Source organism: Kitasatospora sp. NPDC015121, from assembly GCF_055562955.1.
Genome location: NZ_JBVHEH010000002.1, coordinates 162,446 through 189,224, shown reverse-complemented (window position 1 = coordinate 189,224; position 26,779 = coordinate 162,446). Strand labels below are relative to the sequence as shown.

Annotated in this window: 24 protein-coding genes; 3 read left to right on the top strand and 21 right to left on the bottom strand. The window is 74.3% G+C overall.

The features are described from left to right. Window positions 1–46: 46 nt before the first annotated feature. Together ACZ3J7_RS02825 and ACZ3J7_RS02820 are read left to right on the top strand one after the other, a co-directional pair. Entirely contained in the window at window positions 47–976 is a 930-nt protein-coding gene (locus ACZ3J7_RS02825; protein ID WP_465616139.1) for a hypothetical protein, read from the top strand. Between the two features lie 40 nt (window positions 977–1,016). Next, window positions 1,017–1,514: a GNAT family N-acetyltransferase gene (locus ACZ3J7_RS02820; protein WP_465616137.1), complete on the top strand. Its 498-nt coding sequence runs from the start codon at window positions 1,017–1,019 to the stop codon at window positions 1,512–1,514. A gap of 29 nt (window positions 1,515–1,543) precedes the next feature. Here ACZ3J7_RS02820 and ACZ3J7_RS02815 read toward each other — a convergent pair whose 3' ends face one another. From ACZ3J7_RS02815 to ACZ3J7_RS02805, 3 genes are all read right to left on the bottom strand, one after another. Next, entirely contained in the window at window positions 1,544–3,001 is a 1,458-nt protein-coding gene (locus tag ACZ3J7_RS02815; RefSeq protein ID WP_465616135.1) for an aldehyde dehydrogenase family protein, read from the bottom strand. A 56-nt stretch (window positions 3,002–3,057) separates the two neighbouring features. Beyond that, window positions 3,058–3,927 carry a helix-turn-helix domain-containing protein gene (locus tag ACZ3J7_RS02810; protein WP_465616134.1) on the bottom strand — a complete coding sequence of 290 codons (870 nt, stop codon included), beginning with the start codon at window positions 3,925–3,927 and terminating at the stop codon, window positions 3,058–3,060. 129 nt (window positions 3,928–4,056) lie between these two features. After that, window positions 4,057–6,747 carry a helix-turn-helix transcriptional regulator gene (locus ACZ3J7_RS02805; RefSeq protein ID WP_465616132.1) on the bottom strand — a complete coding sequence of 897 codons (2,691 nt, stop codon included), beginning with the start codon at window positions 6,745–6,747 and terminating at the stop codon, window positions 4,057–4,059. Between the two features lie 96 nt (window positions 6,748–6,843). On the opposite strand from ACZ3J7_RS02805, the gene ACZ3J7_RS02800 reads away from it, so the two are divergent. Then, the gene (locus ACZ3J7_RS02800; RefSeq protein ID WP_465616130.1) at window positions 6,844–7,206 is read left to right on the top strand and encodes a nuclear transport factor 2 family protein; all 363 of its coding nucleotides are present in this window, start codon (window positions 6,844–6,846) and stop codon (window positions 7,204–7,206) included. A gap of 186 nt (window positions 7,207–7,392) precedes the next feature. Here the strand turns inward: ACZ3J7_RS02800 and ACZ3J7_RS02795 are convergent, their stop codons facing one another. The 18 genes from ACZ3J7_RS02795 to ACZ3J7_RS02710 all read right to left on the bottom strand — a co-directional run bounded on the left by ACZ3J7_RS02795 (window position 7,393) and on the right by ACZ3J7_RS02710 (window position 26,745). After that, window positions 7,393–8,853, bottom strand: a complete 1,461-nt coding sequence (locus ACZ3J7_RS02795) for a glutamate synthase subunit beta (protein ID WP_465616128.1) — start codon at window positions 8,851–8,853, stop codon at window positions 7,393–7,395. Beyond that, on the bottom strand, window positions 8,846–13,426 hold the full coding sequence (gene gltB / locus ACZ3J7_RS02790) for a glutamate synthase large subunit (protein WP_465616566.1): 4,581 nt from the start codon (window positions 13,424–13,426) through the stop codon (window positions 8,846–8,848). The genes ACZ3J7_RS02795 and gltB overlap by 8 nt, the downstream gene beginning before the upstream one ends. 441 nt (window positions 13,427–13,867) lie before the next feature. Continuing rightward, the gene (locus ACZ3J7_RS02785; protein ID WP_465616126.1) at window positions 13,868–14,608 is read right to left on the bottom strand and encodes a VIT1/CCC1 transporter family protein; all 741 of its coding nucleotides are present in this window, start codon (window positions 14,606–14,608) and stop codon (window positions 13,868–13,870) included. A 182-nt stretch (window positions 14,609–14,790) separates the two neighbouring features. Beyond that, window positions 14,791–15,768, bottom strand: a complete 978-nt coding sequence (lgt, locus tag ACZ3J7_RS02780) for a prolipoprotein diacylglyceryl transferase (RefSeq protein WP_465616125.1) — start codon at window positions 15,766–15,768, stop codon at window positions 14,791–14,793. Window positions 15,769–15,849: 81 nt separating this feature from the next. After that, on the bottom strand, window positions 15,850–16,707 hold the full coding sequence (locus ACZ3J7_RS02775) for a DsbA family protein (protein ID WP_465616123.1): 858 nt from the start codon (window positions 16,705–16,707) through the stop codon (window positions 15,850–15,852). Window positions 16,708–16,813: 106 nt separating this feature from the next. Then, window positions 16,814–17,326 carry a MauE/DoxX family redox-associated membrane protein gene (locus tag ACZ3J7_RS02770; protein ID WP_465616121.1) on the bottom strand — a complete coding sequence of 171 codons (513 nt, stop codon included), beginning with the start codon at window positions 17,324–17,326 and terminating at the stop codon, window positions 16,814–16,816. Window positions 17,327–17,458: 132 nt separating this feature from the next. After that, entirely contained in the window at window positions 17,459–17,629 is a 171-nt protein-coding gene (locus tag ACZ3J7_RS02765) for a hypothetical protein (protein ID WP_465616119.1), read from the bottom strand. A gap of 166 nt (window positions 17,630–17,795) precedes the next feature. After that, window positions 17,796–18,605, bottom strand: a complete 810-nt coding sequence (gene trpA, locus ACZ3J7_RS02760) for a tryptophan synthase subunit alpha (RefSeq protein WP_465616117.1) — start codon at window positions 18,603–18,605, stop codon at window positions 17,796–17,798. A 1-nt stretch (window position 18,606) separates the two neighbouring features. Next, window positions 18,607–19,836 carry a tryptophan synthase subunit beta gene (gene trpB / locus ACZ3J7_RS02755; RefSeq protein ID WP_465616115.1) on the bottom strand — a complete coding sequence of 410 codons (1,230 nt, stop codon included), beginning with the start codon at window positions 19,834–19,836 and terminating at the stop codon, window positions 18,607–18,609. A gap of 55 nt (window positions 19,837–19,891) precedes the next feature. Further along, complete coding sequence (trpM, locus tag ACZ3J7_RS02750; protein ID WP_465616565.1) at window positions 19,892–20,053, bottom strand: tryptophan biosynthesis modulator TrpM; 162 nt, start codon at window positions 20,051–20,053, stop codon at window positions 19,892–19,894. After that, the gene (trpC, locus tag ACZ3J7_RS02745; RefSeq protein ID WP_465616113.1) at window positions 20,050–20,862 is read right to left on the bottom strand and encodes an indole-3-glycerol phosphate synthase TrpC; all 813 of its coding nucleotides are present in this window, start codon (window positions 20,860–20,862) and stop codon (window positions 20,050–20,052) included. The genes trpM and trpC overlap by 4 nt, the downstream gene beginning before the upstream one ends. Before the next feature lie 153 nt (window positions 20,863–21,015). Then, a complete protein-coding gene (locus tag ACZ3J7_RS02740) occupies window positions 21,016–21,480 on the bottom strand; it encodes a DUF2752 domain-containing protein (protein WP_465616111.1) in 465 nt (154 codons plus the stop codon). Window positions 21,481–21,586: 106 nt separating this feature from the next. Beyond that, on the bottom strand, window positions 21,587–21,835 hold the full coding sequence (locus ACZ3J7_RS02735; protein WP_465616109.1) for an HGxxPAAW family protein: 249 nt from the start codon (window positions 21,833–21,835) through the stop codon (window positions 21,587–21,589). 131 nt (window positions 21,836–21,966) lie between these two features. Next, a complete protein-coding gene (locus ACZ3J7_RS02730; protein WP_465616107.1) occupies window positions 21,967–22,572 on the bottom strand; it encodes a TIGR02234 family membrane protein in 606 nt (201 codons plus the stop codon). Between the two features lie 118 nt (window positions 22,573–22,690). Then, window positions 22,691–24,196: an anthranilate synthase component I gene (locus tag ACZ3J7_RS02725; protein WP_465616105.1), complete on the bottom strand. Its 1,506-nt coding sequence runs from the start codon at window positions 24,194–24,196 to the stop codon at window positions 22,691–22,693. 45 nt (window positions 24,197–24,241) lie between these two features. Further along, the gene (hisI, locus tag ACZ3J7_RS02720; RefSeq protein ID WP_465616103.1) at window positions 24,242–24,616 is read right to left on the bottom strand and encodes a phosphoribosyl-AMP cyclohydrolase; all 375 of its coding nucleotides are present in this window, start codon (window positions 24,614–24,616) and stop codon (window positions 24,242–24,244) included. Window positions 24,617–24,730: 114 nt separating this feature from the next. Beyond that, a complete protein-coding gene (locus ACZ3J7_RS02715; RefSeq protein WP_465616101.1) occupies window positions 24,731–26,434 on the bottom strand; it encodes a WXG100 family type VII secretion target in 1,704 nt (567 codons plus the stop codon). Further along, window positions 26,431–26,745, bottom strand: a complete 315-nt coding sequence (locus ACZ3J7_RS02710) for a hypothetical protein (RefSeq protein ID WP_465616099.1) — start codon at window positions 26,743–26,745, stop codon at window positions 26,431–26,433. The genes ACZ3J7_RS02715 and ACZ3J7_RS02710 overlap by 4 nt, the downstream gene beginning before the upstream one ends. Window positions 26,746–26,779 lie beyond the last annotated feature (34 nt).

Here is a 26,779-nt window from a genome sequence, read left to right as displayed (position 1 = left end):
ACCCCCGTCCGGGCCCACGGACCACGAGCCAGGGGGATGACGGAAGATGCGCGTACGGGCAGTACTGGCGGTCCTCGGTGCGGCGCTGCTGCTCGCCGCCTGCGGACCGGGCGGAGCGAACGACCCGGTGCCGCCCGCCCCGGCGGGACCCACCCCGGTCACCGGCGGGCCGGAGGTCCGCCCGGCCACCGGCGCCGCCGCCGAGCGGGCCGCCGAGGTCGCCGCCGCCTGGCCCGGATCGGCCCTGCGGGAGACCTGGGAGCACGGCTACTACCCGCTCGACGCCCCCGAGGAGTGGCTGCCCGCCGACGCCTTCCACCAGGGCGGCGACAAGGCCGCCTACCTGGAGGGCCGGTTCGACCTGCGGACCGCCCTGCCGGTCTCCGTCGCCGGCACCACCGAGGTCCGGTTCGCGGACGGCGGCAGCCTCGTCCTGCCGCAGCGCTCCGCCGAGGACGTGCACACCTGGCTGACCCGCGGCGCCGGCACCTGCCACCTGGACTGCGACGCCCGACTCACCGTCACCGCCGTCCAGCCCGGCACCGCCACCGTCACCACCAGCCGCGGCCCGGCCACCATCGCCACCTGGGAGTTCACCGTCGCCGGCTACGACGGGCCGTTCCGCTACCCCGCCGTCCTCCCCCAGCAGCCGCCCGCACCCGCCCCGACCTGGAGCGGCGACGGCATCCAGGCCGACCTGCGGGCGGTCTCCCCGGACGGCCTGGTGCTCACCGCCGGCGTCCCTTACGGCTGCGCCACCCCCGACCCGGGCACCGTGTACGAGACCGACCTGGCCGTCGTCCTGGTCGGCCACGCCACCCCGCGCACGCCCGGCCCGGGACAGGCCTGCGACGCCTCGATGACGGTGGCCCCGGTCGAGTTCCGGCTGGCCCGGCCGCTCGGCACCCGCGTCGTCCTCGGCCTCGCCGACGGCCGCCCGCAGCTCCCGCCGCCGACCGGCGGCCTGCCCGGGTAGCCTGCGGCTGCCCTCGTTCCACCGACCGCCGGGAGCGCCCTTGCCCACCACCGACCGCCTCGTGCTGCGCCCCTGGGAGCCGGCCGACCGCGACCGCGCCTACGACATCTACTCCCGCTGGGAGGTCGCCCGCTGGCTCGGCAGCACCCCGCGCGTCCTCGCCGACCCCGCCGAGGCCGACACCCTGATCGCCCGCTTCCGCGACCGGTGCACCCCGGACGGCCGCCGCGGCGCCTGGGCCGTCGAACTCCGCGCCACCGGCGTGGTCGCCGGCACGGTCGTCCTGCTGCCGATCCCGGACGGCGACGGCGAGATCGAGGTCGGCTGGCACTTCCACCCCGACAGCTGGGGCCGCGGCTACGCCACCGAGGCCGCCCGCGCCGTCCTCGACCACGCGGCCCTCCCCGAGGTCCACGCCCTCACCCGCCCCGGCAACACCCCGTCCCAGGCCGTCTGCCACCGCCTCGGCATGACCCCCCTCGGCCGCACCGACCGCTGGTACGGCACCGAGTTGGAGGTCTTCCGCCTCACCCGCTGACGGCCGGCCGCGGGCCGGCGCGGCGGGTCCTAGAACGGGAACCGGGACCGCCCGTGCTGGATCGAGATCCACTTGACGGTGGTGAACGCGTCCACGCTGGTGTCGCCGTTCAGCCGCCCGACGCCGGACCCCTTCTCGCCGCCGAACGGCACCACCGGCTCGTCCGCGATCGTCCCGTCGTTGACGTGGATCATGCCGGTGTCGATCCGCTGCGCGAACCGCACGCCGCGCTCGACGTTCGCGGTGTGCACCGCGCCGGAGAGGCCGAACGGGGTGTCGTTGGCGATCCGGACGGCCTCGTCCTCGCCGTCGAAGGGGATCAGCAGCGCGACCGGCCCGAACACCTCGCGGCGCAGGATCGGGTCCCCGGCCGGGACGTCGGTGAGGACGGTCGGGCGGACCAGCGTGCCGACGGTCGCGCCGTGCAGCAGGGCGCGGGCCCCGCCGGCTATCGCGCGCTCGACCTCGGCGGTGATGCCCTCGGCCTGGGCGGAGTTGATCAGCGGGCCGAGCTGGGTGGCCGGGTCGCCGGGGTCGCCGACGGAGAGCGAGGCGACCTTGGCGGTGAACTTCTCGCTGAACTCGGCGAACAGCGTCCGGTCGACCAGGATCCGGTTGGCGGCCATGCAGATCTGGCCCTGGTGGACGAAGCGGCTGGCGACGGCGGCGTCCACCGCGTAGTCGACGTCGGCGTCGTCGAGGACCACCAGCGCGCTGTTGCCGCCGAGTTCGAGGACGGTGCGCTTGAGGTGCCCGGCGGCGACCGCGGCGACGTGCCGGCCGACGGTGTCGGAGCCGGTGAAGGCGATCACCTTGGGCACCGGGTGCTCGATGAACGCGTCGCCGATCTCGGCGATGTCGGTGAGGACGACGTTCAGCAGCCCGGCCGGCAGCCCGGCCTCCTCGAAGACCCGGGCGATCAGGGTGCCGCCGGCCACCGGCGCGTCCTGGTGCGGCTTGAGGACGACGGCGTTGCCGAGGGCGAGCGCGGGGGCGACGGCCTTCAGCGAGAGGAACACCGGGGCGTTGAACGGGCTGATCACGCCGACCACGCCGACCGGGAGGCGGTAGAGCCGGTTCTCCTTGCCGGGCACCGGCGAGGGCAGGATCCTGCCCTCGGCGCGCAGCGCGAGCGCACCGGCCTCCCGCAGCATGTCCTTGACCAGGGAGAGTTCGAAGGCGGACTTCATCAGGGTGCCGCCCAGCTCGACGGTCATCACCCGGAGGATCTCCGCCTCGCGCTCCTCGACCACCCGCAGCGCGCGCTCGAAGACCAGCCGCCGCTCGTACGGGCTGGTGGCGGCCCAGGCGGGCTGGGCGCGTTCGGCGGCGCGGTAGGCCTGGTCGACCTCCTCGACGGTGGCGACCGTGTAGGAGGCGAGCTTCTCCCCGCTGTAGGGATCGAGGTCGACGATGTCCCAGGAGCCGGTGCCCGGCCGCCACTGGCCGTCGATGTACTGCTGGGCGAGTTCCGCGATCAAGGACATCGGATCCCTCTCGGTGCTGCGACCACCTACTGACGGATCATCATCCTAATTGCGGGCTAGGAGTCCTGGAGGATCTCCGCGAGAAGCGACCGGGTCTCCTCCTCGGACAGCGCCGCCGTCGACACCCGCTCCAGCGCCGTCGCGTACTCGGCCACCTCGGCCGGCTTGTCCAGGTACAGCGCGGTGGTGAACTGCTCGACGTAGACCACGTCCGCCAGGTCCGGCTCGGGGAAGCACAGCACGGTGAACGCCCCGCTGTCGGCGGCCAGCGCGCCCATCCCCAGCGGCAGCACCCGCAGGCTGATCGTCTCGCGCCGCGACAGCTCGGCCAGCCGCAGCAGCTGGCCGCGCATCACCTCCGGCCCGCCGCACGGGCGGCGCAGCGCCGTCTCGTCGACGATCAGCTCCAGCCGGGCGGACGCGTCCTCGGCCAGGAAGCGCTCCTGCCGGCGCAGCCGCACCGCGGCCCGGCGCTCGATCTCCTCGGCGGGCGCGGCGGGGCTGCCGGCCCGCATCACCGCGTGCACGTACTCGGGGGTCTGCAGCAGCCCGGGCACGAACTGCACCTCGTAGCTGCGGACCAGGTTGGCGGCGTCCTCCAGGTTGAGGTACGTCTGGAACCAGCCGGGCACCACGTCACCGTAACCGTGCCACCAGGACGGGGCGTTGGTGCCGCCGACCAGGCCGAGCAGCGCCGACCGGGACTCCTCGTCGTCGACCCCGTAGAGGGTCAGCAGGTCGGCCACGTCCCGCTGCTTGAAGCCGACCCGGCCGAGCTCCATCCGGCTGATCTTCGACTCCGAGGCCCGGATCGAGTAGCCCGCGTCCTCCCGGGTCACGCCGCGGGCCTCGCGCAGGCGCCGCAACTGGGCGCCCAACTGGATGCGACGCGCGGTCGCACCGCTGCCCGTCTGCAGGCCCGTCATGCAAACCTCCGCCCCAGGAACGCCAAGTCGAGACCCCGTGGGATGCAGTCTGCCACTGGGCGACGACACTCCGCGAGGTCCTTCCGGTATTTGGCCGATCCGTTGTACGGGGCGGGGTTTCGCCGCCGTTCAGGACAGGGCCGGCAGGACGGCCGCGAGGTCGGTCCGGGAGCTCACCCCGAGCTTGGGGTAGGCCTTGTACAGGTGGTGCCCGACGGTGCGGGAGCTCAGGAACAGCTGGGCCGCGATGTCCCGGTTGGACAGGCCCTGCGCGGCCAGCCGGACGATCTGCGACTCCTGCGGGGTCAGCCCGGCCGCCACCGGCCGCCCGGCCCCGGCGGACGGCCCGCCGGCGGCACCGGTGGCGTCCAGCTCCAGCCGGGCCCGCTCGGCCCAGGGCCCGGCCCCCAGCCGGCGGAAGGCCTGCTCGGCGGCGCGCAGCGGGGCCCGGGCCTCGGCCTTGCGGCGGCCCCGGCGCAGCCACTCGCCGTACAGCAGCTCGGTGCGGGCCTGCTCCCACGGCCGGGGCTGCTCGGCGTGCCGGGCCAGCGCGGCCCGGTAGAGCTCCCCGGCGAACTCGTCGGGCGCGAGCAGCGCGTGGCAGCGGTGCACCAGCGCCCGGGCCCACGGCCGGTCGGCGTGCGCCGCCCAGCGCTCGAACCGGGCCAGCGGCTCGGCGCACTCCTCGCCCCGGCGCAGCCGGACGGCCGCCTCCACCAGGTCGGGGACGGCCCGGACGGCGGCCACCTGGTAGCCCTGCGGGCCGCCGGTGAGCGCGGCGAGCTGCCCGTGGGCGTCCTCGGCCCGGCCGGCCCCCAGCTCCAGCAGGCCCAGCGCCCAGCGCGCCCAGGGCACGCCCGCCCCGCCCCGGGCGAAGGCCTCGGCGGCCTCGTCCCGGCAGGGCCCGCTCTCGCCCCGGGCTGCGGCCAGGTAGGCCTGGAAGCCGTGCAACTGGCCGGTCCACAGCGGCTGTCCGCTGTCCCGGGCGAGCGCGAGCGCCTCGGCGGCGTGGTCGGCGGCCAGTCCGGGGCGGCCGTCGAAGAGCTCCGCCTCGGCGAGGAAGAACAGCAGCGTCGGCAGCGCCCCGAACACCCCGCCCTCCCGCGCTTCCCGCACCAACCGGCGTGCCAGGTCCAGCACTTCGGCGTCGTGCCCGGGCACGAGCCCGGCACCGCAGGGCAGCGCCAGGTCCACCGGTCCCACCGCGCCGGCGTCCCGCGCCGCCCGCTCCGCCTCCTCCAGCGTCGGCCCGGCCCCCGCCGAGGGCTCCCCGGCGAGCGGGCCGAGCGCGGTGGTGAGGTAGCGGACGACCGGTGCGAGCGGGTCGTCGGCCGGGAGCGGCAGGGCGGCGAGGGTGTCCAGCGTGCAGCGGAGGGCGGGGAGGCCGTCGTACCAGGCGACGTGCACGGCCTGGACCAGGACGCGGGCGGCCGGGCCGGGGTGGGTGGCGGCGACCAGGGCGGCGGCCTCGGTGAGCCGCTGGTGCGCGGAGGCGTTCTCGTCGCGCCAGAACTCGGCGACGCCCCGGGCGAACAGCAGGTGGGCCCGGGTGACCGGGTCGGTGCCGGGGCGGTCGGCGGCGCGGGCGAGCCGTTCGGCCCGTTCCAGTTCGCCCGCCTCCAGCGCGGTCTCGACCGCGTCGACGCTCCAGCGGCGGGCGAGGCCGGGGTCGGGGCTGAGCCGGGCGGCCCGCTCGTACGCGGCGCTGGCGCCCTGGTGGCCGCCGCGGGCGGCGGCGGTGGCGGCCGCGGCGGCGAGTTCGGCGGCGGCGTCGGCGTCCTGCCCGCTGGTGGCCAGGGCGCGGTGCCAGGCGCGGCGCAGCGGCTCGGCGGGCCCGTACGCGGCGGCCAGCGCGCGGTGCGCGGCGAGCCGGTCGGCGAGCGGGGCCCGGTCGACCAGGGCGGAGCGCAGCAGCGGGTGCCGGAACCGGACCCGGCCGGTCGTCAGGTCGATCCGGAGCAGTCCCCGGGCTTCGGCGGGGGCCAGGTCGGCGGCGACGAGTCCGCTCCGTTCGGCGGCGCGCAGCAGGACCTCCGCCTCGCCGGTCTCCTCCAGGGCGGCGAGCAGCAGCCAGCGCTGGGTGGGGCCGGGGAGCCGGCTGACCTGGCCGTGGTAGGCGATCCGCAGGCGTCCGTCGGGCGGCAGCGCGCCGGTGGCCTCGCCCTGCGGGAGCTCGCGCAGGGCGAGCGGGTTGCCGCGGGCGGCGGCCAGCACCCGGGCGGGGTCGGCGAGTCCGGGGGCGTGGTGGGCGAGCAGTTCGGCCGCGTCGGGGTCGGCGAGCGGTCCGATCCGCAGGTCGGGCAGTCCGGCGGGGTCGGGGTCGGCGTCCTCCCGGGTGGCGAGCAGGACGGCCACGCGTTCGGCGCCGAGTCGGCGGGCGGCCAGTCGGAGCGCCGCCGCGGACTCCGGGTCGGCCCACTGCAGGTCGTCCACCAGGGCCAGGACGGGCTGCCGCTCGGCGAGGTCGCCGAGCAGGGTGAGCAGGGCGAGGCCGACCAGCAGCCGGTTCCCGGCGGGTCCGTCGGCGAGACCCAGGGTCCGTTCCAGCGCGGCCCGTTGCGGTCCGGGGAGGCCGCCGAGGGCGTCGAGCGCGGGGGCGAGCAGTTGGCTGAGCACCGCGTAGGGCAGCCGGGCCTCCGACTCGACGCCGGCGGCCCGCAGCACCCGCCACCCGGTGGCCGCCCCGGCGGCGGCGTCCAGCAGGGTGCTCTTCCCGATGCCCGGTTCGCCGCGCAGCACCAGCGCCCCGGCCCGTCCTCCGTCGGCCGCCGCGAGCAGCCGGTCGAGCGCCGCGCGTTCCGTCCCCCGTCCGTACAGCATGGGTCGACCCTACCTATGCGTGACCGATTCGCCGGACCGGCGCTCTGCGTAGGTTCTCGTTCCATAAGGAAGACCACGGAGCAGAAGGAGCCCGCCATGGACCTGCAGAACCTCGCCGAGCGCTACCTCGCCGTCTGGAACGAGACCGACCCGGCGGCCCGCCGCAAGCTGGTCGAGGACGTCTGGGCCGCCGACGGCAGCTACACCGACCCGCTGGTGGCGGCCCGCGGCCGGGAGCAGTTCGACGCCACCGTGGCCGCCGTGCAGGCGCAGTTCCCCGGCCTGGTCTTCACCCTCGGCCCGGTGGACGCGCACCACGACGTCGCGCGCTTCACCTGGGGGCTCGCCCCGGCGGACGCGGCGGAGCCGCTGGTGGTCGGCTTCGACGTGCTGACGGCCGACGCGGAGGGCCGGGTCGCCACCGTGGTCGGCTTCCTGGACAAGGTGCCGACGGCCTGAACCGGCGCCGGGAACGACACCGCGCCGGGAACGACATCGCGCCGGGAACGACAACGACGCCTGCCCTTACCTGGTCGGGGAGTGGGCAGGCGTCGCGATGACCGGTTCCCGACGGCTCTGGCGGGGCGGTGTTTGTCGGCCGTACCCCCCTCGCGGGGGGCTTGGGCGTTCTGGGGCGGTGGTCGGTCAGACCACCAGCGAGCGGTCGTTCGGCTTGATCGGGGCGGGGAGCGGGGTCTTGCCGCCCAGGTACCTGTCGACCGCGGAGGCGGCCGAACGGCCCTCCGCGATCGCCCAGACGATCAGCGACTGGCCGCGACCGGCGTCACCGCAAACGTACACCCCGTCGACGTTGGTGCCGAACTTGCCGTCCCGGGCGACGTTGCCGCGGGCGTCGAGGTCGACGCCGAGCTGCTCGACGAGGCCGTTCTTGACGTCGGTGCCGGTGAAGCCCATGGCGAGGGTGACCAGCTGGGCCGGGACGACCTTCTCGCTGCCGGGGACGGGCTCGAACTTGCCGTCCTTGAACTCGACCTCGACCAGGTGCAGTTCCTGGACGTTGCCGTCCTCGTCGCCGGCGAAGTGGGTGGTGGAGACGGAGTAGATCCGCTCGCCGCCCTCCTCGTGGGCCGAGGTGACCTTGTAGGTCATCGGCATGGTCGGCCAGGGCTGGTTGGCCGGGCGGTCCTCGGACGGCCGCGGCATGATCTCCAGCTGGGTGACCGAGAGGGCGCCCTGGCGGTGCGCGGTGCCGACGCAGTCGGCGCCGGTGTCGCCGCCGCCGATGACGACGACGTGCTTGCCCTTGGCCGTGATCGGGGAGTCGACGTAGTCGCCCTCCTGGACCTTGTTGGCCAGCGGCAGGTACTCCATCGCCTGGTGGACGCCGTTCAGCTCCCGGCCGGGGACGGGCAGGTCGCGGGCGGTGGTGGCGCCGGCCGCGATGACGACCGCGTCGAAGCGCGAGCGCAGGTCCTGGCCGCTGATGTCGACGCCGGCCTCGACGCCGGTGCGGAAGCGGGTGCCCTCCGCGCGCATCTGCTCGATGCGGCGGTTGATGTGGCGCTTCTCCATCTTGAACTCGGGGATGCCGTAGCGCAGCAGGCCGCCGATGCGGTCGGCGCGCTCGTACACCACCACGGTGTGGCCGGCCCGGGTGAGCTGCTGGGCGGCGGCCAGGCCGGCCGGGCCGGAGCCGATCACGGCGACGGTCTTGCCGGACAGCCGCTCCGGGACCTGCGGGGTGACCCCGCCGCGGTCCCAGGCCTTGTCGATGATGGTGACCTCGACGTTCTTGATGGTCACCGCGTCCTGGTTGATGCCCAGGACGCACGCCGACTCGCACGGAGCCGGGCACAGGCGGCCGGTGAACTCCGGGAAGTTGTTGGTGGCGTGCAGCCGCTCGATCGCGCCGGTCCAGTCGTCCCGGAAGGCGAGGTCGTTCCACTCGGGGATCAGGTTCCCGAGCGGGCAGCCGTTGTGGCAGAACGGGATGCCGCAGTCCATGCAGCGGCCGGCCTGCTTGGAGATGATCGGAAGGAGGCTGCGCTCGACGTAGACCTCGTTCCAGTCACGGAGCCGGACGTCCACCGGACGGCGCTCCGCCAGCTGCTTGGGCGTGGTCAAGAAGCCCTTGGGGTCAGCCATGTGCCGCCTCCATCATCTTGCGAGTGGTCTCCACCTCGGAGAGGCCATCGCGCTCAGCGGCGTCCTTGGCGGCGAGCACAGCCTTGTAGTCGGTGGGCATGATCTTGGAGAAGCGGGAGACCCCGCTGCCCCAGTCGGCCAGGAGCTCGGCGGCGACGGTGGAGCCGGTCTCCTCGTAGTGCTGCTGGACGGTCTCGCGCAGCCAGTCGCGGTCGGCGGCGCCGGGGGCCTCGATGCCCACCATGCCGCTGTTGACGTTGGCCGGGCGGAGGTCGAGCACGTAGGCGATGCCGCCGGACATGCCCGCCGCCAGGTTGCGACCGGTCTCGCCGAGGATGACCACCCGGCCGCCGGTCATGTACTCCAGGCCGTGGTCGCCCACGCCCTCGACCACCAGGGTGGCACCGGAGTTGCGGACCGCGAAGCGCTCGCCGGCCTTGCCGCGCAGGTGGACGCGGCCGGAGGTGGCGCCGTAGCCGATGGTGTTGCCGGCGATGACGTGGTTCTGCGCGTCGGCGCCGATCGCGGCGGCGTCCCGGGCGGGACGGACCACGATCACGCCGCCGGACAGGCCCTTGCCGACGTAGTCGTTGGCGTCGCCCTCCAGGCGCAGCGTGACGCCCTTGGGGACGAAGGCGCCGAAGGACTGGCCGGCCGAGCCGGTGAAGGTCACGTCGATGGTGCCCTCGGGCAGGCCCGCGCCCCGGTACTTCTTGGTGACCTGGTGGCCGAGCATGGTGCCGACGGTGCGGTTGACGTTGCGGATCGGCAGCTGGATCCGGACCGCCTCGCCGCGCTCCAGGGCGTCCTCGGCGAGCTCGATGAGCTGGTTGTCGAGGGCCTTGTCGAGCGCGTGGTCCTGCGCCGTGGTGTGGTGCAGGGCGGCGCCCTCGGGCAGCTCCGGGACGTGGAACAGCGGGGCCAGGTCGAGCCCGGCGGCCTTCCAGTGGTCGATCGCGGCCTGGGCGTCGATGTGCTCGGCGTGGCCGACGGCCTCCTCGATCGAGCGGAAGCCGAGCTCGGCGAGGATCTCGCGGACCTCCTCGGCGATGAACTCGAAGAAGTTGACCACGAACTCGGGCTTGCCGGAGAAGCGCTCGCGCAGCACCGGGTTCTGGGTGGCGACGCCGACCGGGCAGGTGTCCAGGTGGCAGACCCGCATCATGATGCAGCCGGAGACCACCAGCGGGGCGGTCGCGAAGCCGAACTCCTCGGCGCCCAGCAGGGCGGCGATGACGACGTCGCGGCCGGTCTTCAGCTGGCCGTCGGTCTGCACGACGATGCGGTCGCGCAGGCCGTTGAGCAGCAGGGTCTGCTGGGTCTCGGCGAGGCCGAGCTCCCAGGGGCCGCCCGCGTGCTTGAGCGAGGTGAGCGGGGAGGCGCCGGTGCCGCCGTCGTGGCCGGAGATCAGCACCACGTCGGCGTGCGCCTTGGAGACGCCGGCCGCGACGGTGCCGACGCCGACCTCGGAGACCAGCTTCACGTGGACGCGGGCGTCCGGGTTGGCGTTCTTGAGGTCGTGGATCAGCTGAGCCAGGTCCTCGATGGAGTAGATGTCGTGGTGCGGCGGCGGGGAGATCAGGCCGACGCCCGGGGTCGAGTGCCGGGTCCTGGCCACCCACGGGTAGACCTTGTGGCCGGGCAGCTGGCCGCCCTCGCCGGGCTTGGCGCCCTGGGCCATCTTGATCTGGATGTCGTCGGCGTTGACCAGGTACTCGGAGGTGACGCCGAACCGGCCGGAGGCGACCTGCTTGATCGCCGAGCGGCGGGCCGGGTCGTACAGGCGCTCCGGGTCCTCGCCGCCCTCGCCGGTGTTCGACTTGGCGCCGAGCCGGTTCATCGCGATCGCGAGGGTCTCGTGCGCCTCCATCGAGATGGAGCCGTAGGACATCGCGCCGGTGGAGAACCGCTTGACGATCTCGGAGACCGGCTCGACCTCGTCGATCGGGACCGGGGTCCGGCCGAGGCCGTCCAGCTGGAACAGGCCGCGCAGCGTCATCAGGCGCTCGGACTGGGCGTTCACCCGGTCCGTGTACTGCTTGAAGATGTCGTAGCGCTTGGTGCGGGTCGAGTGCTGGAGGCGGAAGACCGTCTCCGGGTCGAACAGGTGCGGCTCGCCCTCGCGGCGCCACTGGTACTCGCCGCCGATCTCCAGCGCGCGGTGCGCGGCGGTGATGCCGGAGGCCGGGTAGGCCTTGGCGTGGCGGGCGGCGGTCTCCTTGGCGATCTCGTCCAGGCCGATGCCGCCGAGCTTGGTGGTGGTGCCCGCGAAGTACGCGTCGACCAGCTCCTGGGCGAGGCCGATGGCCTCGAAGACCTGCGCGCCGCGGTAGGAGGCGACGGTGGAGATGCCCATCTTGGACATCACCTTCAGGACGCCCTTGCCGAGCGCCTTGATCAGGTTCTTGATCGCCTTCTCGGCCTCGATGCCCTGGACGAACACGCCCTGCTGGACGAGGTCCTCGACCGACTCCATGGCCAGGTACGGGTTGACCGCGCCGGCGCCGTAGCCGACCAGCAGCGCGACGTGGTGCACCTCGCGGACGTCGCCGGCCTCGACCAGCAGCGACACCTGGGTGCGCTGCTTGGTGCGGATCAGGTGGTGGTGGATCGCCGAGGTGAGCAGCAGCGACGGGATCGGCGCGTGCTCGGCGTCCGAGTGCCGGTCGGAGAGGACGACGATGCGGGCGCCGTCGGCGATCGCGGCGTCGGCCTCGGCGGCGATCTCGGCGAGGCGGGCCGCCAGGCCCTGGCCGCCGGCCGCGACCTTGTACAGGCCGGACAGGGTGACGGCCTTCAGACCGGGCTGGTCGCCGTCCGCGTTGACGTGGACCAGCTTGGCCAGCTCGTCGTTGTCGATCACCGGGAAGGTGATGCCGACCGAGCGGCAGTGCGCCGGGGAGGCGTCCAGCAGGTTGCCCTCGGGGCCGAGGTTGCTGTGCAGCGAGGTGACCAGCTCTTCGCGGATCGCGTCCAGCGGCGGGTTGGTGACCTGGGCGAACAGCTGGGTGAAGTAGTCGAACAGCAGGCGCGGCTTCTCGCTGAGCGCGGCGATCGGCGAGTCGGTGCCCATCGAGCCGAGCGCCTCGCCGCCGGTCTTGGCCATCGGCGCGAGGATGACCCGCAGCTCCTCCTCGGTGTAGCCGAAGGTCTGCTGGCGGCGGGTGACGGAGGCGTGGGTGTGGGCGATGTGCTCGCGCTCGGGGAGCTTGGCGAGCTGGATCTGCCCGGCGGCGACCCACTCCTCGTAGGGGTGCTCGGCGGCGAGGGCGCCCTTGATCTCCTCGTCCTCGACGATGCGGTGCTCGGCGGTGTCGATCAGGAACATCCGGCCGGGCTGCAGGCGGCCCTTCCTGGTGACCTTCTCCTGGTCGATGTCGAGCACGCCGACCTCGGAGGAGAGCACGACCAGGCCGTCCTCGGTGATCCAGTACCGGGCCGGGCGCAGGCCGTTGCGGTCCAGGACCGCGCCGATCTGGGTGCCGTCGGTGAAGGTGACGCAGGCCGGGCCGTCCCAGGGCTCCATCAGGTTGGAGTGGTACTGGTAGAACGCGCGGCGGGCCGGGTCCATGGTGGCGTGGTTCTCCCACGCCTCCGGGATCATCATCAGCACCGAGTGCGGCAGCGAGCGGCCGCCGAGGTGGAGCAGCTCCAGGACCTCGTCGAAGGACGCCGAGTCGGAGTGGTCCGGGGTGCAGATCGGGAAGATCCGGTTCAGGTCGCCGGGGATCAGGTCGGTGGCGAGCTGGGACTCCCGGGCGGTCATCCAGTTCCGGTTGCCCTTGACCGTGTTGATCTCGCCGTTGTGCGCGACGAAGCGGTACGGGTGGGCGAGGGGCCAGCTCGGGAAGGTGTTGGTGGAGAAGCGCGAGTGCACCAGACCGATCGCGGAGGCGTAGAGCCGGTCCGACAGGTCGGGGAAGAAGGGCTCCAGCTGGCCGGTGGTCAGCATGCCCTTGTAGACCAGGGTGCGGGCGGAGAGCGAGGGGAAGTACACCCCGGCCTCGCGCTCGGCGCGCTTGCGCAGCACGAAGGCGACCCGGTCCAGGGCGATGCCGGTGCGGTCCGGGTGCGTGACGAAGACCTGCCGGAAGCGCGGCATGACGCCGCGGGCGGTGGCGCCGAGCAGGTCGGGGGTGACCGGGACGTCGCGCCAGCCGAGGACGGTCAGGCCCTCCTCGGCCGCGATGACCTCGATCCGGGTGGCCGCGGCGGCGGCCTGCTCGTCGGCGTCCGGCAGGAAGGCGATGCCGACGGCGTAGGAGCCGGCGGCCGGTAGCTCGAAGTCGACGTTCGCGCGCAGGAACGCGTCCGGGACCTGGGTCAGGATGCCCGCGCCGTCACCGGAGTCCGGCTCGGCGCCGGTGGCGCCCCGGTGCTCCAGGTTGCGCAGGACGGTCAGCGCCTGCTCGACGATCTTGTGGTCGGCGATGCCGGTCAGCGTGGCCACGAAGCCGACGCCGCAGGCGTCGTGCTCGTTGCGCGGGTCGTAGAGACCCTGGGCCTGGGGACGCGCGTCCGGAACGAGGGCGTAGGGGCCGGTGGCCTTGGCGTCCTCGTGGCCGGAGTGCATGGATGCAGACAGCATCGGCTCTCCCGTCGTCGTAAACAGTTGCTTCATGCAAAGGGACGACGTTGGCCCTGATGCGATTTGTCGGTGCAGGTTACATGATGCCGCCTGGCCCGGGAAGTGGATTCCTGCGTCCACATCCCGGACTGATCCCCAGGTCAGGGGGCGGATGAGGGGAAGGCGCAGCGTCGCGCGTTCCCTCCAGTGTGCCCTGTGCCGAAGGGCGTGAAACAGGGGCGAAACGCCCCTGGCACACCCGCCGCACCAGTCCCACCTGGGATTCTTCGAAGTCGACGCCGCCCCCGGTTTTGATTCTGGGGGTCGACAGCCGGATGTCGAGACTAGGGCAAGGCGCAGGTTCGGGCCCATGTGCGGAACATCACGCGTTCCATGGCATAACTATACAGAGCTCTGGATTTTCGTACAAGGCCGCCCGGGTGACGGTCAGCCGATCGCCCCGCCGATCAGGCGCCCCAGCAGGTAGGTGACGCCCGCCGCCGCGCCGCCCAGCAGCAGCTGCCGCAGGCCGGAGTACCACCAGCTGCGGGCGGTCACCCGGGCCACCACCGCGCCGCAGCCGAACAGGCCCAGCACGGCCAGCAGCGCGGCCGGCCAGAGCGCGGTCGCGCCCAGCAGGTAGGGCAGCACCGGCAGCAGCGCGCCGAGCGCGAAGCAGCCGAACGAGGAGACGGCCGCGACCAGCGGCGAGGGCAGGTCGTCCGGGTCGACGCCGAGCTCCTCGCGGGCGTGCACGGCCAGCGTGGTCTCCGGGTCGGCGGACAGCTGCCGGGCCACCTCGTGCGCCAGCTCCGGGTCGACGCCCTTGGCCACGTACAGCTGGGCCAGCTCGGCCAGCTCGCCCTGCGGGTTGCGGCGCAGCTCGATCCGCTCGGCCTCCAGCTCGGCCTCCACCAGCTCGCGCTGGGAGGCCACCGAGGTGTACTCGCCGGCCGCCATCGAGAAGGCGCCCGCGGCCAGGCCGGCCAGGCCGGTGAGCACCACGGTGCTCGGCCCGGCGGCGCCGCCGACCACGCCGGTCATCAGCGCGAAGTTCGACACCAGGCCGTCCATCGCGCCGAACACGGCCGGGCGCAGCCAGCCGCCGTTGACATCCCGGTGGTGGTCGGCGTCGGGTATCCGCGGCTGCGGGCTGTCGGTCTGCGGCTCTGCGATGACGGTGCTCATGCGGCGGCTCCCCTTCCGGGCACGGCGGATCACCCGGGCCGCGCGTCGGCCGGGCTCCCGGTGCCCTTCGAACGTAGCCGTTTGACCTGCTGGTTTCCAGCAAAGTAAGCCTGCCCAAAGGCAGTTGGGGCCGCCCCCGCCGGACTCGGCGGTGGCGGCCCCGACGGGGTCGACTCGCGTGCTCAGGAAGGCTTCTCGGTGTCCTTGCCGAGCTTCGCGGGGGCGTCGGCGGACGCGTCGGCCGGGGTGCGGGCCGGGGTGTCGGCCGGGGCGCCGCCCGGGGCGTCGGCCTGGGTGTCGGCCGCCTCGGCGGCCTCGGCGCGCTCCTTGGCGGCCTGCGGGTCGATCGCGTCCGGGTCCTCGCGGCCGGGGCGGAGCCTGGCGGAGAGCACGAAGGCGACGATCGCGCCGACGAACACCAGGATCGCCGTCCAGTCGTTCAGGCGCAGGCCGAAGAAGCGGTGCGCCTCGTCGATCCGCAGCCACTCGGTCCAGAACCGGCCGAGCGTGTAGGCCGCCACGTACAGCCAGAAGGCGCGGCCGTGGCCGAGCCGGAAGCGCCGGTCGGCCCAGATCACCAGCACCGCGACCAGCACGCACCAGAGCGACTCGTACAGGAAGGTCGGGTGGTGGATCCCCTGGACGACGGTGCCGTCCGGGAGGGTCTTGTCGATCTTCAGGCCCCAGGGCAGGGTGGTCTCCCGGCCGTACAGCTCCTGGTTGAACCAGTTGCCCCAGCGGCCGCAGGCCTGGGCCAGCGCGATGCCGGGGGCGATCGCGTCGGCGTAGGCGGGCAGCGGGACGCCCCGGCGGCGGGCGCCGATCCAGGCGCCCACCGCGCCGAAGGCGATGGCGCCCCAGATGCCGAGGCCGCCCTCCCAGATCTTCAGCGCGTCGATCGGGTGCTTGCCCTCGCCGAAGTACAGCTGGTTGTCGGTGACGACGTGGTACAGCCGACCGCCGACCAGGCCGAACGGCACCGCCCAGACCGCGATGTCGCCGACCGTGTGCCGGCCGCCGCCGCGGGCGACCCAGCGCCTGCTGCCGAGCCACACGGCCACGACGACACCGATGATGATGCAAAAGGCGTAGGCGCGCAGCGGGATGGGCCCCAGGTTGAGGACGCCCCGCGACGGGCTCGGAATGTATGCGAGATCCATGGCACTGTCGACGCTACCGTGTCCCACCGGCCGCACCGGCACCGGAGCGGGTCACGGTAGCGTCACACGGCCCCGGCCCGGTCAGGGCGAGGGCGGGTTGTTCGACTCGCCCGCCGTGGAGCCGGGCGTGGGGCTCTGCCCGTGGGAGCCGGGGGTGCCGAGCTGCTTGCCCTGGTTGGCCGCGTCCACCCACTTGACCAGGTTCTCCGGGCTGATCTGCTCGTCGCCCTTCTTCGGGTAGACCGGCTCGCCGTTCAGCAGCACCGTCGGGGTCGACTTGTAGCTGGACTTGTCGAAGTCCTGCTGCACCGCGGAGACCCAGCCGGAGAACGTGTTGTCGTTGACGCAGGCCTGGAACGCCGGGGTGTCGAGGCCGGGGACCTGCTTGGCCAGGTCGATCAGGGTCTGCTTGCTGCCGAAGGAGTCGTCGGTCTCCTCCGGCTGGTTGCGGTACATCACGTCGTGGTAGTCGCGGAAGTGCCCGGCGTCCTGCGCGCAGGCCAGGGCGTTGGCGCCGTACTTGGAGCCGTTGCCGCCCAGCGAGCGGTCGATGAACGAGACGATGTGGTAGTTGACGTAGACCTTGCCCGCGTCCTCCAGCTGGTCGATGGTCGGCGAGAAGCTGCGCTCGAAGCTGCCGCAGGCCGGGCAGCGCGGGTCCTCGTAGACGGTCAGGGTGGAGGGGGCGTCGGCGCCGCCGACCGGGATGACCAGGTTCTTGTCGCCGATCGTGCCGGCCGGCGCGGCGGTCGGGGTCTCCGGCTTGGAGCGCTGGTTCTGCACCACCACGCCCACCACGACGGCGGCGGCGATCACCGCGACGACCACGCCGCCGACCGCCAGCTTCTTGTTCCGCCGCGCCTTGGCCTCCTCGGCGGCCCGGGCCTCCTGCATCTTGTCCCGGGCGTTGCGCTTGCCTTCTCGGTTCTTCTCGCTCATGGGGTGCTCTTGCCAGTCCAGGGGTCGGATCGTCGGATCGGTGCGGGTGCGGATGCGGGTACGGAGGGGCGGCGCGGGTGCGGGTACGGCGCGGGGGCGGCGCGGGTCAGGCGGCCAGCCAGGCGTCCAGCGAGAGCTTCGTCCGGGGCCGGTAGACCAGCCAGGCCGACAGCAGCAGGAACCCGGAGTCGCGCAGGATCTCCTGCAGGTACTCGGTCTGCGACTCGTCCACCGCGCCGCCGCCGCCGAAGCAGCCGCAGTCGATCGAGATGCCGCGCGCCCACGCGGAGCCGATGCCGGCGATGAACACCAGCAGCAGCACGGCCGAGACGACCGCCACGATCCTGGTCCCCAGGCCGAGCACCAGCAGCAGCGCCAGCGCCAGCTCCAGGAACGGCAGGCCCCAGCCGACCGGCTTCACCAGCGACTCGGGCAGGATCTCGTAGGCCCGCACCGCCTGCGCCGCCTCCGCCGGGTCGGAGACCTTCGCCAGGCCCGCCCAGCCCCACACCAGCGCCAGGCCGAGCCGCACCGCCAGGCCGAACCACTCGGCCGCGGGACCGTCCACCACCCGGCGCAGGCCGCCCGTCCGGCCGGCGTCGGCCTGCTGACTGGCCATCAAGTTCCCCCTCGGGCGCGCTTCCCACCGTTTCCTGCCTGATGAACCGTAGGGGATGGCGGGTGGTTCCTCCACATTGGCGAGTTAAGCCGTATGGGCGACGTTAAACGGTCATACGTCCGATTTACCGGATCATCGACCCGGTGCGTCGCAGCCCGCCGCCGGCTGCTGGCACAGCACCGCCCGCTCGGCCCCCCGGCGCGCCAACTCCCGCTCCACGCCGCCGCTCCCGGCCAGCGCGGCGGCCAGCGCCAGCCCCGCCGCCAGCGCCCGCAGCAGCACCGCCCTGTGCACCCGCGCCATCCGGACACCCTCTCGCCGACGGACCGACCGAGGGTTCAACGGCCCCGACCGGGAGCGGAGCACCAGCCCCCACCGGTTTTTCACCCTGCCGGAGTAGGAGCGCGAACGACGAGAGCCGCCCGGGGAGCGGGAGTTGCTCCTCGGGCGGCTCTCGGGCCGGGACGGGTTACTTGCGGCGGACGCCCTCGGCCAGCTCGGCCGCCAGCGCCCGGACGGCGGCCACGCCGTCGGCCGGCCGCTCGGCGTCCAGCAGGCGCTGGACGAACGCCGAGCCGACGATCACGCCGTCCGCGAAGCCGGCCACCTCGGCGGCCTGGTCGGCGTTGGAGACGCCCAGGCCGACGCAGACCGGCAGCGGGGTGGTGGCGCGGGTGCGGGCCACCAGGTCCTCGGCCAGGCTGCCGACCGCGGCCCGGGTGCCGGTGACGCCCATCACGGCCGCCGCGTAGACGAAGCCGGAGCCCGCCGAGGTGACCTCGGCCAGCCGGTGGTCCGTGGAGGACGGGGCGACCACGAACACGGTGTCCAGGCCGTGCTCCTCGGCGGCCTTGCGCCACTCCACCGACTCCTCGACCGGCAGGTCGGGCAGGATGCAGCCCGCGCCGCCGGCCGCGGCCAGGTCGGCCGCGAACCGGGCCGTGCCGTAGCGGTCGACCGGGTTCCAGTACGTCATCACCAGGACCGGGACGGCCGGGTGGGCCGCCGCGACCTCGGCGACGGTGGCCAGCACGTCCTTGATCCGCACGCCGCCGCGCAGCGCGATGTCGTCCGCGGTCTGGATGACCGCGCCGTCCAGCACCGGGTCGGAGTGCGGCAGGCCGACCTCGACCACGTCGCAGCCGCCCTCGATCAGGGCCTTGATCGCGGCGGTGCCGCCGTCCACGGTCGGGAAGCCGGCCGGCAGGTAGCCGATCAGGGCCGCCCGGCCCTCGGCCTTCGCGGCGGCCAGGGCGGCGGTGAGCTTGGTGTCGGCCATGTCAGTTGGTTCCCTCGGCGTCGTAGAGGCCGAAGTACTCGGCGGCGGTGTGCATGTCCTTGTCCCCGCGGCCGGAGAGCGAGACCAGGAGGGTCGCCTCCGGGCCGAGCTCGCGGCCGAGTTCGAGCGCGCCGGCCAGCGCGTGCGCCGACTCGATGGCCGGGATGATGCCCTCGGTGCGGGACAGCAGCCGCAGCGCCTCCATCGCCTGGGCGTCGGTCACCGGGCGGTACTCGGCCCGTCCGGTGTCCTTCAGCCAGGCGTGCTCCGGGCCGACGCCCGGGTAGTCCAGGCCGGCCGAGATCGAGTGCGACTCGATGGTCTGGCCGTCCTCGTCCTGCAGGACGTAGGTGCGCGAGCCGTGCAGCACGCCCGGGTCGCCCTTGGTCAGGGTGGCGGCGTGCTTGGGGGTCTCGGCGCCGTCGCCGGCCGCCTCGCAGCCGATCAGCCGGACGCCGGCGTCCGGGATGAACTCGTGGAAGATGCCCATCGCGTTGGAGCCGCCGCCGACGCAGGCGACCACCGCGTCCGGGAGCCGCCCGGTGCGGTCGAGCACCTGCTGGCGGGCCTCGACGCCGATCACCCGGTGCAGGTCGCGCACCATCATCGGGAACGGGTGCGGGCCGGCCACCGTGCCGAACAGGTAGTGGGTGGAGTCGACGTTGGCGACCCAGTCGCGGAACGCCTCGTTGATGGCGTCCTTCAGGGTGCGGCTGCCGGAGGTCACCGGGATCACCTCGGCGCCCAGCATCCGCATCCGGGCGACGTTCAGCGCCTGGCGCTGGGTGTCGACCTCGCCCATGTAGACGGTGCAGTCGAAGCCGAACAGGGCGCAGGCGGTGGCGGTGGCCACGCCGTGCTGGCCGGCGCCGGTCTCGGCGATGATCCGGGTCTTGCCCATCCGGCGGGTCAGCAGCGCCTGGCCCAGCACGTTGTTGATCTTGTGCGAGCCGGTGTGGTTCAGGTCCTCGCGCTTGAGCAGGACCCGCGCCCCGCCGGCCTCCGCGGAGAACCGGTGGACGTCGGTCAGCGGGCTCGGCCGGCCGGTGTAGTCCTTGAGCAGGACGTCCAGCTCGGCGGCGAACGCCGGGTCGTTCTTGGCCTTCTCGTACTCCTCGGCGACCTGCTCGACGGCGGCGACCAGCGCCTCCGGGATGAAGCGGCCGCCGTAGGCGCCGAAGTAACCGCGTGCGTCGGGCACCTGGGCGCCCGGGAGGTAGTGCTCGGACATGTTCCGTCCTCGGATGAAGGATTGACGGCGTGGAAGGGTGACGCGCGGCGGGTGGTCAGCCGCGGGCACCGCGCCATCGACGTCCGGGGACCTGTCCGGGCTCGCACCCGATCACGTACCGCACCCGCCGCCCCAGCACCCGGCGGGCGGGCGCGCGGCAGCCGCGCGGGCGGCAACCGGGAGCGAGGCGGGTGGCGATCGACACGGCGGGGGTCAGCCCCGCCCGTTGTTGCGCAGCGCCGGGTGGGCGCCGGCGGCGACCAGGTCGGCGACCGCGGCCTTCGGGTCCCGGCCGGTGACCAGGGACTCGCCGACCAGCACCGCGTCGGCGCCCTGGTTGGCGTAGGTGATCAGGTCGTGCGGCCCGCGCACGCCGGACTCGGCGACCCTGACGATGTGCGCCGGGATGGCGTCCACCACGTTGCCGAAGGTGTTCCGGTCGACCTCCAGGGTCTTCAGGTTGCGGGCGTTGACGCCGATGATCCGCGCGCCGGCGTCCACCGCGCGGGCGATCTCCTCCTCGTCGTGCACCTCGACCAGCGGGGTCAGCCCGATCGACTCGGCCCGCTCGATCAGCGAGACCAGGGCCGGCTGGTCCAGCGCGGCGACGATCAGCAGCGCCAGGTCCGCGCCGTGCGCGCGGGCCTCCCACAGCTGGTAGGCGGTGACGATGAAGTCCTTGCGCAGGACCGGGGTGGGCACGGCCGCGCGCACCGCGTCCAGGTCCGCCAGCGAACCGCCGAAGCGGCGCTGCTCGGTGAGCACGCTGATCGCGGCGGCACCGCCGGCCGCGTAGTCGACCGCCAGCGCGGCCGGGTCGGCGATCGCCGCGAGCGCGCCCTTGGACGGGCTGGAGCGCTTGACCTCGCAGATCACCCGGACGCCGTCACCGCGCAGCGCGGCCACGCCGTCCTTCGCCTCGGGCGCCTTGGCGGCGAGCTCCTTGAGCTCGTCCAGGGAGACCCGGGCCTGTCGCTCGGCGAGGTCCTCCCGGACCCCGTCGATGATCTCGTCGAGCACAGTCACGCGTGCGCCCCCATCGTGTTTCGGTGGTGAGGCCGGGAACGTCGAACGAACCCCCGGCAGTTCGATGGTATCGGGCGCGGGGGGCGCACTCCGCATCCGCCCGGCGCGCGTCTCGAACGGCGGACCCCCCGCTGGACGCCGGACGCGCCCCGCTCACGCCCCCGGCGGGGCCAGGACCGCCCCCGACGGCAGGTTCCGCACCACGCCGAACAGCAGCACCAGCAGCACCAGCGCCCCGACCCGCCGGGCGGTCCACCGCGGCCCCCGGGCCGGCCGACCGCGCACCGCCAGCACCACCCAGCGCGCCCACAGCACCAGCAGCACCAGTCCCAGCAGCGTCACCAGCAGGTTGTCGTGGGCCGCCGTCAGCACGTCCCCCCTGGTCAGCGCGTGCACGCAGCGCAACCCGCCGCACCCCGGGCACCACCAGCCGGTCGCCTCCAGCACCGGGCACACCGGGTAGTGGCCGGGCCGGTTCGGGTCCACCAGCGCCACGAACGCGGTGGGCGACGCCACCGCCGCCAGCGCGGCCAGCGGGCGCAGCAGCCGCCGGGCCGGCGTCGGCCCGGCGGCCGGGCCCGGGCGGGGACGGGGGGCGGGGGCGGCGGGAGCGTTCACCCGGCCGATTCTGCTCCCGCCCCGCCGCCGGGCGGGCGACCCGCGCCCCGAAACGCCGAACGGCGGGCCGCCGGGCCCGCCGTCCGTTCCACTGCCCGTACCGGGGTCAGCCCGCGGTGACCGCGCTGCGCTCCTCGGCCGGGGCCGGGGCGAAGTTCCTGCTGGGCTGCTTGCCCATGCCCGCCATCGCCATGGCCTTGCCGACCACGCCGCCGATCAGGACCACGGCGAGGCCCGCGATGACCAGCACGACGTTCGGGATGATCATCGCGACGCCGGACACGCAGAAGCCGACGAAAGCAATGACCACGCCGGTCCACGCGGCGGGGGTGTGGCCGTGCGCTGCTGCAGCCATCTTGTTGGTGCTCCTTGTTCGTACCGGGGCCCGGTCGGGCGGTCCTGGGCGACGCCCGACGGGTTGACCCTCCCATTGTGCCGGGCCGAACACGGCGGCCCCAAGCCGGGTGCCCGTGGTACCGCCCACACTCAGCCGGTGGGGTCCTCGCCCCGGTCCAGCGCCTTCCACAGGTCGGCCGGGCTCTCCGCCCGGGCCGGTCCCCTCCGCGACGGCGCCTCGTACCGGGCCCCCATCGCCGGCCAGCCGCCGCCGAACCGCGCCGTCAACGCGCCCGCCGCCACCAGCAGCACCCCGCCCGCCAGCGCCACCCACGGCCAGACCGTGCGGGTGATCTCCTCCGCGCGGCCGCTGCTCAGCGCGAGCTGCCCCGCTGCGAGCGCGTGCAGCCCCGAGGTGTCGGTGTAGCCGATCAGCGCCCCCGCGACCACACCCGCCCCCGCCAGCACCGTCAGCGCCCCCACCAGCACCCGGCCCCACCCGCGCACCGCGAACACCGCCACCGCCGCGGCCATCGCCACCAGCGCCATCCCGGTCGGCAGCGCGGTCAGCCTGCTCCCGCTCGCCCGCACCTCGATCCGGCTCCCCCCGAGGCCGGCCGCCACCCCCTCCGCCCAGGTCCGGCCCACCGCGGTCAGCACCAGCACGGCGCCCAGCGCGGTCAGCAGCAGCATCAGACCCAGGGTGCCGCGCGACTTCGGCGCACCGGGAGCGGGGGAAGCAGACGTCTCACTCACCCACCCAGTGTCCCCGACCTCACCCCGCCCCCGACCACCGCCCCTTCCGACCCGCCCGCCGACGCGCGGACGCCCCGCCGGGTCGCACCCGGCGGGGCGTCCGCGCGTCGGCCGCGCCTCAGCGGAGGGTGTTCGCCGCGGCGACCGCCCGGAGCACCGCCGCCGCCTTGTTGCGGCACTCGGTGTCCTCCGCGTGCGGGTCGGAGTCCGCGACCACGCCCGCGCCCGCCTGGACGTACGCCGTCTCGTCGCGGATCACCGCCGTCCGGATGGCGATCGCCGTGTCGGAGTCGCCCGCGAAGTCGAGGTAGCCGACGCAGCCGCCGTACAGGCCGCGGCGGGTGGGTTCGAGCTCCTCGATGATCTGCATGGCGCGCGGCTTGGGCGCGCCGGAGAGGGTGCCGGCCGGGAAGCAGGCGGTGAGGACGTCGAACGCGCTGCGGCCGGCGGCGACCTTGCCGGTGACGGTGGAGACGATGTGCATGACGTGGCTGTAGCGCTCGACGGTCATGAACTCCACCACCTCGACCGAGCCGGGCTCGCAGACCCGGCCGAGGTCGTTGCGGCCGAGGTCGACGAGCATCAGGTGCTCGGCCCGCTCCTTGGGGTCGGCGAGCAGTTCGGCGGCCAGTTCGGCGTCCTCGTGCGGGGTGGCGCCCCGGTGCCGGGTGCCGGCGATGGGGTGCAGCATGGCCTCGCCGCCGGCCACCTTGACCAGCGCCTCGGGGCTGGAGCCGACCACGTCGAAGCCGCCCTCGGCGCCGCCCTCCGGGCCGGGGAAGCGGAACAGGTACATGTACGGGCTGGGGTTGGTGGTCCGCAGCACCCGGTAGACGTCGAGCGCGGAGGCCGGGCAGGGCGCCTCGAAGCGCTGCGAGGGGACGACCTGGAAGGCCTCGCCGGCCCGGATCCGCTCCTTCACCACCTCGACGGCCTTGCGGTACGGCTCGCCGCCGAACGGCGAGCGCGCGTCGACCGCGGTCGGGGTGTAGGTGGCGAGGCCGGGGTCGACCGGGCGGCGCAGGTCGGCCTCCATCGCGTCGAGGCGGGCGACGGCGTCCGCGTGCGCCTCGTCGACGCCGGTGGCCAGGTCGTTGTGGTTGACCGCGTTGGCGATCAGCAGCACGGTGCCGTCGGCGTGGTCGAGGACGGCCAGGTCGGTGGCGAGCAGCAGGGTCAGCTCGGGGAGCCTCAGGTCGTCCGGGGTGAGGTCCGGCAGCTTCTCCAGGCGGCGGACCACGTCGTAGCCGAGGTAGCCGACCAGGCCGCCGGTCAGCGGCGGGAGGCCGTCGTCGGGGAGCCGGGGGGTGTGCAGGGCGGCCAGGGTGGCGCGCAGCACCTCCAGCGGGTCGCCGGTGGTGGGGATGCCGACGGGGGGCTCGCCGAGCCAGCGGGCGCCGCCGTCCGGGCCGACGGTCAGCACGGCGCCGGAGCGCACGCCGACGAAGGAGTACCGGGCCCAGCTGCGGCCCTGCTCGGCGGACTCCAGCAGGAAGGTGCCGGGCCGCTCCGCGGCGAGGCTGCGGTACACGCCGATCGGGGTGAGGCCGTCCGCCAGGAGCCGGCGGGTGACGGGGATGACCCGGGTGTCAGCGGCGAGCGAGCGGAAAGCCTCAAGTTCCATGGAACACCGATCGACTGGAAGGGGCGGGGCTGGTCGGGGGACAGGCTACTGGGCGAGCGGCAGCACGTCGGCGTCGAAGCAGGTCCGGTCGCCGGTGTGGCAGGCCGCGCCCACCTGGTCGACCTTGACCAGCAGGGTGTCGCCGTCGCAGTCCAGGGCGACCTGCTTGACGTGCTGGACGTGCCCGGAGGTGTCGCCCTTCACCCAGTACTCGGCGCGGCTGCGGCTCCAGTACGTGCAGCGGCCGGTGGTCAGGGTGCGGTGCAGCGCCTCGTCGTCCATCCAGCCGAGCATCAGCACCTCGCCGGTGTCGTACTGCTGGGCGACGGCGGGCAGCAGGCCGTCCGGGGTGCGCTTGAGGCGGGCGGCGATCGCCGGGTCCAGTGCGGTGCTGCCGGGGGCGGCGGGGGTGGTCGACATGGCGCCATTCTCGCAGGCCCGCCCCGACCCCCCGGGCCGGGGCGGGTGCGTCCCGGCCCGGGTCCGCCGCGTCCGGCGGACCCGGCCGGGGGCGCGCCCGGGGGGTGTCCGGCCTCAGCCGAACGCGGTCCGGATCCGCGAGCGCTCCACCCGGTAGGGGTCCGGCTGCTGCGGGATACCGAGGTCGTTCAGCAGCTCCTGCTCGACCGCGCCCTGGTTGGTGTCGCTCTTCCAGGCGTCCTGCGCGACGCCCAGCGCGGACTTCCCGGCCGCCTTCAGGTCGCCCTTCAGGGTGCCGTCGCCGCGCTGCACGCCCGCGCGGTCGTCCTCGTCGATGCCGAGGGCGTCCTTGAGCCGGTCCTCGCCCCAGGCGCCGACCTTCTCGGTGACCTTCTCGTCGAGCTTCCCGGCGATCTTGGCGGCCGTGCTCCCGCCCTCCTCCAGCGCCCGGAGGTCCTGGAACGCGGTCTCGACCTTCCGCATCCTGGACACCACCTCGCCGAGGTCCTTGAGCTTCCGGGTGGCCTTGACCGCCCTGCCCATCTCCTGGAGCGCCTTCAGCAGCTCCTCCAGGGCCTTCGCCAGCTTGGTGGACACCTGCGCCACCCGGCCCACGAAGACGGTGATCTCGGCCTCGTCGATCAGCGCGCCGACCAGCGCGGCGGCGCCGAAGGTGACCACCGAGAGCACCGCCTCGGCGGCCAGCGAGACGATCAGCGCCTCGATCGCCTCGGTGATGATCTCGACCACCATGCCCTCGGCCGTCGCGCACTCCTGCGCCGCCGCGTTGATGATCTGCGCGGTCCGCAGCATCTCCTCGGCGGTCTGGTCGAGCGCCTCCGCGACCTCGCCCATGTGCCCGCCGAACGCGTCGCTGGCCGCGCCCGCCCACTCGTCCGCCAGCGGCAGCGCGCCCGAACGCAGCTCCGCCGCGACCGAGCGCACCGCGGCCGCCTGGGCCTGCCACTGGGCGCCGGCCGCGTTCAGCTCCGCCAGGTCGCCGGTGACCTTCTCCAGCATCCCCAGCAGGCCGGACTCCTCCAGCGCCCACTCGACCGCCTCGTCGAGCGCCCCGCTCAGGCCGCCCCGCGAGGCGTGCCGCGCCTCCGGCAGCGCCTCCATCGACCGCTCGATCTGCGCCCGGGCCCACGCGTACGCGTCACCGGGCCCGCCGGGCGCGCCGATCCCCGGCCCCGCCCCGTACCCGGTCACCGCGCCCGCCCCGTGGCCCGGCACCCCGGCGGGCATCGTGGTGACGTCCTCCCGGGCCGGCCGCCCCTCCTGCCCGACCCGGCCCGCGGCCTCGCCGACGGCCCGGCCGATGCCGGTGAACATGCCGTTGCCCTCGGCGGAGCCCTCCGGACCGCCCCCGGGCCCCTCGGCGCCGCCCGGCTCCCCCGCCCCCGTCGCGGGGCCGAAGACCCGCTCACCGACCCAGTCCCCGGCCCGGCCGCCGAGGCTGCCGGCGGCGTTGCCCGCGGCGTCCCTGAGCATCCCGCCGAACCAGGACTGCCGCGGGTCCGCCGCCGCCCCGTCCGCGCCGCCGTCCTCGCCGCCGGTCGTCGGCCGGGTCTCGTCCGCGCCCCGGCCGCCGGGACGGATCCGGCTCGAGTCGCCGACCTCGGGCGTCCGCCCGTCGTGCCCGTCCGCCGGCGGGGTGTCCGGCCGCGCGCTCGGCGGGGTGCTCGGCCGCGTGGTCGACGGGGCGGTGCCGACTACCCGCGGGTCCCCGACCCGGGGCGGCGGGTCGTCGTGCCGGTGCGAGGTCGAACCGCCCGAACCGCCCGACCCCCTCGACGAACCCCTCCTGGTGCTCACCGGCCACCGCCCATGGTGCCCACCACGTGGTCCTCGTGGTCCGTGTAGTTCCGCGAGACCCCCGACAGCCCGTGCGCGCTGCCGCCCACCGCGCTGCCGATCACCCCGAGGTTCTCGCGGCTGGCGTCGGCGTGCTCCCGGTACGCCGAGGCCAGGTGCTGGGCGTTCGGCAGGTGCCCGAAGGCGTCCGACGAGATGGTGATCGCGGCGGTCGCCGCGGCGATCCGCTCCAACTGCTCGGCCTGCTCGGCCAGCAGCGACGAGTACCGGTCGAGCGCACCTGGCTCGACCCGAAATCCGCCGTCCCCCATGACAGTTGCCTCCCTCTGGCATCCCTCTGACAAG

Excerpts from the sequence above, each read along its gene's own strand:
- ACZ3J7_RS02775 (WP_465616123.1), bottom strand. The coding sequence starts at position 16,707 with ATGAGCGAGAAGAACCGAGAAGGCAAGCGCAACGCCCGGGACAAGATG.
- trpA (WP_465616117.1), bottom strand. The coding sequence starts at position 18,605 with ATGGCCGACACCAAGCTCACCGCCGCCCTGGCCGCCGCGAAGGCCGAG.
- ACZ3J7_RS02805 (WP_465616132.1), bottom strand. The coding sequence starts at position 6,747 with ATGCTGTACGGACGGGGGACGGAACGCGCGGCGCTCGACCGGCTGCTC.
- hisI (WP_465616103.1), bottom strand. The coding sequence starts at position 24,616 with ATGTCGACCACCCCCGCCGCCCCCGGCAGCACCGCACTGGACCCGGCG.
- trpB (WP_465616115.1), bottom strand. The coding sequence starts at position 19,836 with ATGTCCGAGCACTACCTCCCGGGCGCCCAGGTGCCCGACGCACGCGGT.
- ACZ3J7_RS02810 (WP_465616134.1), bottom strand. The coding sequence starts at position 3,927 with ATGACGGGCCTGCAGACGGGCAGCGGTGCGACCGCGCGTCGCATCCAG.
- ACZ3J7_RS02800 (WP_465616130.1), top strand. The coding sequence starts at position 6,844 with ATGGACCTGCAGAACCTCGCCGAGCGCTACCTCGCCGTCTGGAACGAG.
- ACZ3J7_RS02710 (WP_465616099.1), bottom strand. The coding sequence starts at position 26,745 with ATGGGGGACGGCGGATTTCGGGTCGAGCCAGGTGCGCTCGACCGGTAC.
- ACZ3J7_RS02825 (WP_465616139.1), top strand. The coding sequence starts at position 47 with ATGCGCGTACGGGCAGTACTGGCGGTCCTCGGTGCGGCGCTGCTGCTC.
- ACZ3J7_RS02815 (WP_465616135.1), bottom strand. The coding sequence starts at position 3,001 with ATGTCCTTGATCGCGGAACTCGCCCAGCAGTACATCGACGGCCAGTGG.
- ACZ3J7_RS02785 (WP_465616126.1), bottom strand. The coding sequence starts at position 14,608 with ATGAGCACCGTCATCGCAGAGCCGCAGACCGACAGCCCGCAGCCGCGG.
- ACZ3J7_RS02795 (WP_465616128.1), bottom strand. The coding sequence starts at position 8,853 with ATGGCTGACCCCAAGGGCTTCTTGACCACGCCCAAGCAGCTGGCGGAG.
- ACZ3J7_RS02725 (WP_465616105.1), bottom strand. The coding sequence starts at position 24,196 with ATGGAACTTGAGGCTTTCCGCTCGCTCGCCGCTGACACCCGGGTCATC.
- ACZ3J7_RS02735 (WP_465616109.1), bottom strand. The coding sequence starts at position 21,835 with ATGGCTGCAGCAGCGCACGGCCACACCCCCGCCGCGTGGACCGGCGTG.
- lgt (WP_465616125.1), bottom strand. The coding sequence starts at position 15,768 with ATGGATCTCGCATACATTCCGAGCCCGTCGCGGGGCGTCCTCAACCTG.
- gltB (WP_465616566.1), bottom strand. The coding sequence starts at position 13,426 with ATGCACTCCGGCCACGAGGACGCCAAGGCCACCGGCCCCTACGCCCTC.
- ACZ3J7_RS02765 (WP_465616119.1), bottom strand. The coding sequence starts at position 17,629 with ATGGCGCGGGTGCACAGGGCGGTGCTGCTGCGGGCGCTGGCGGCGGGG.
- ACZ3J7_RS02770 (WP_465616121.1), bottom strand. The coding sequence starts at position 17,326 with ATGGCCAGTCAGCAGGCCGACGCCGGCCGGACGGGCGGCCTGCGCCGG.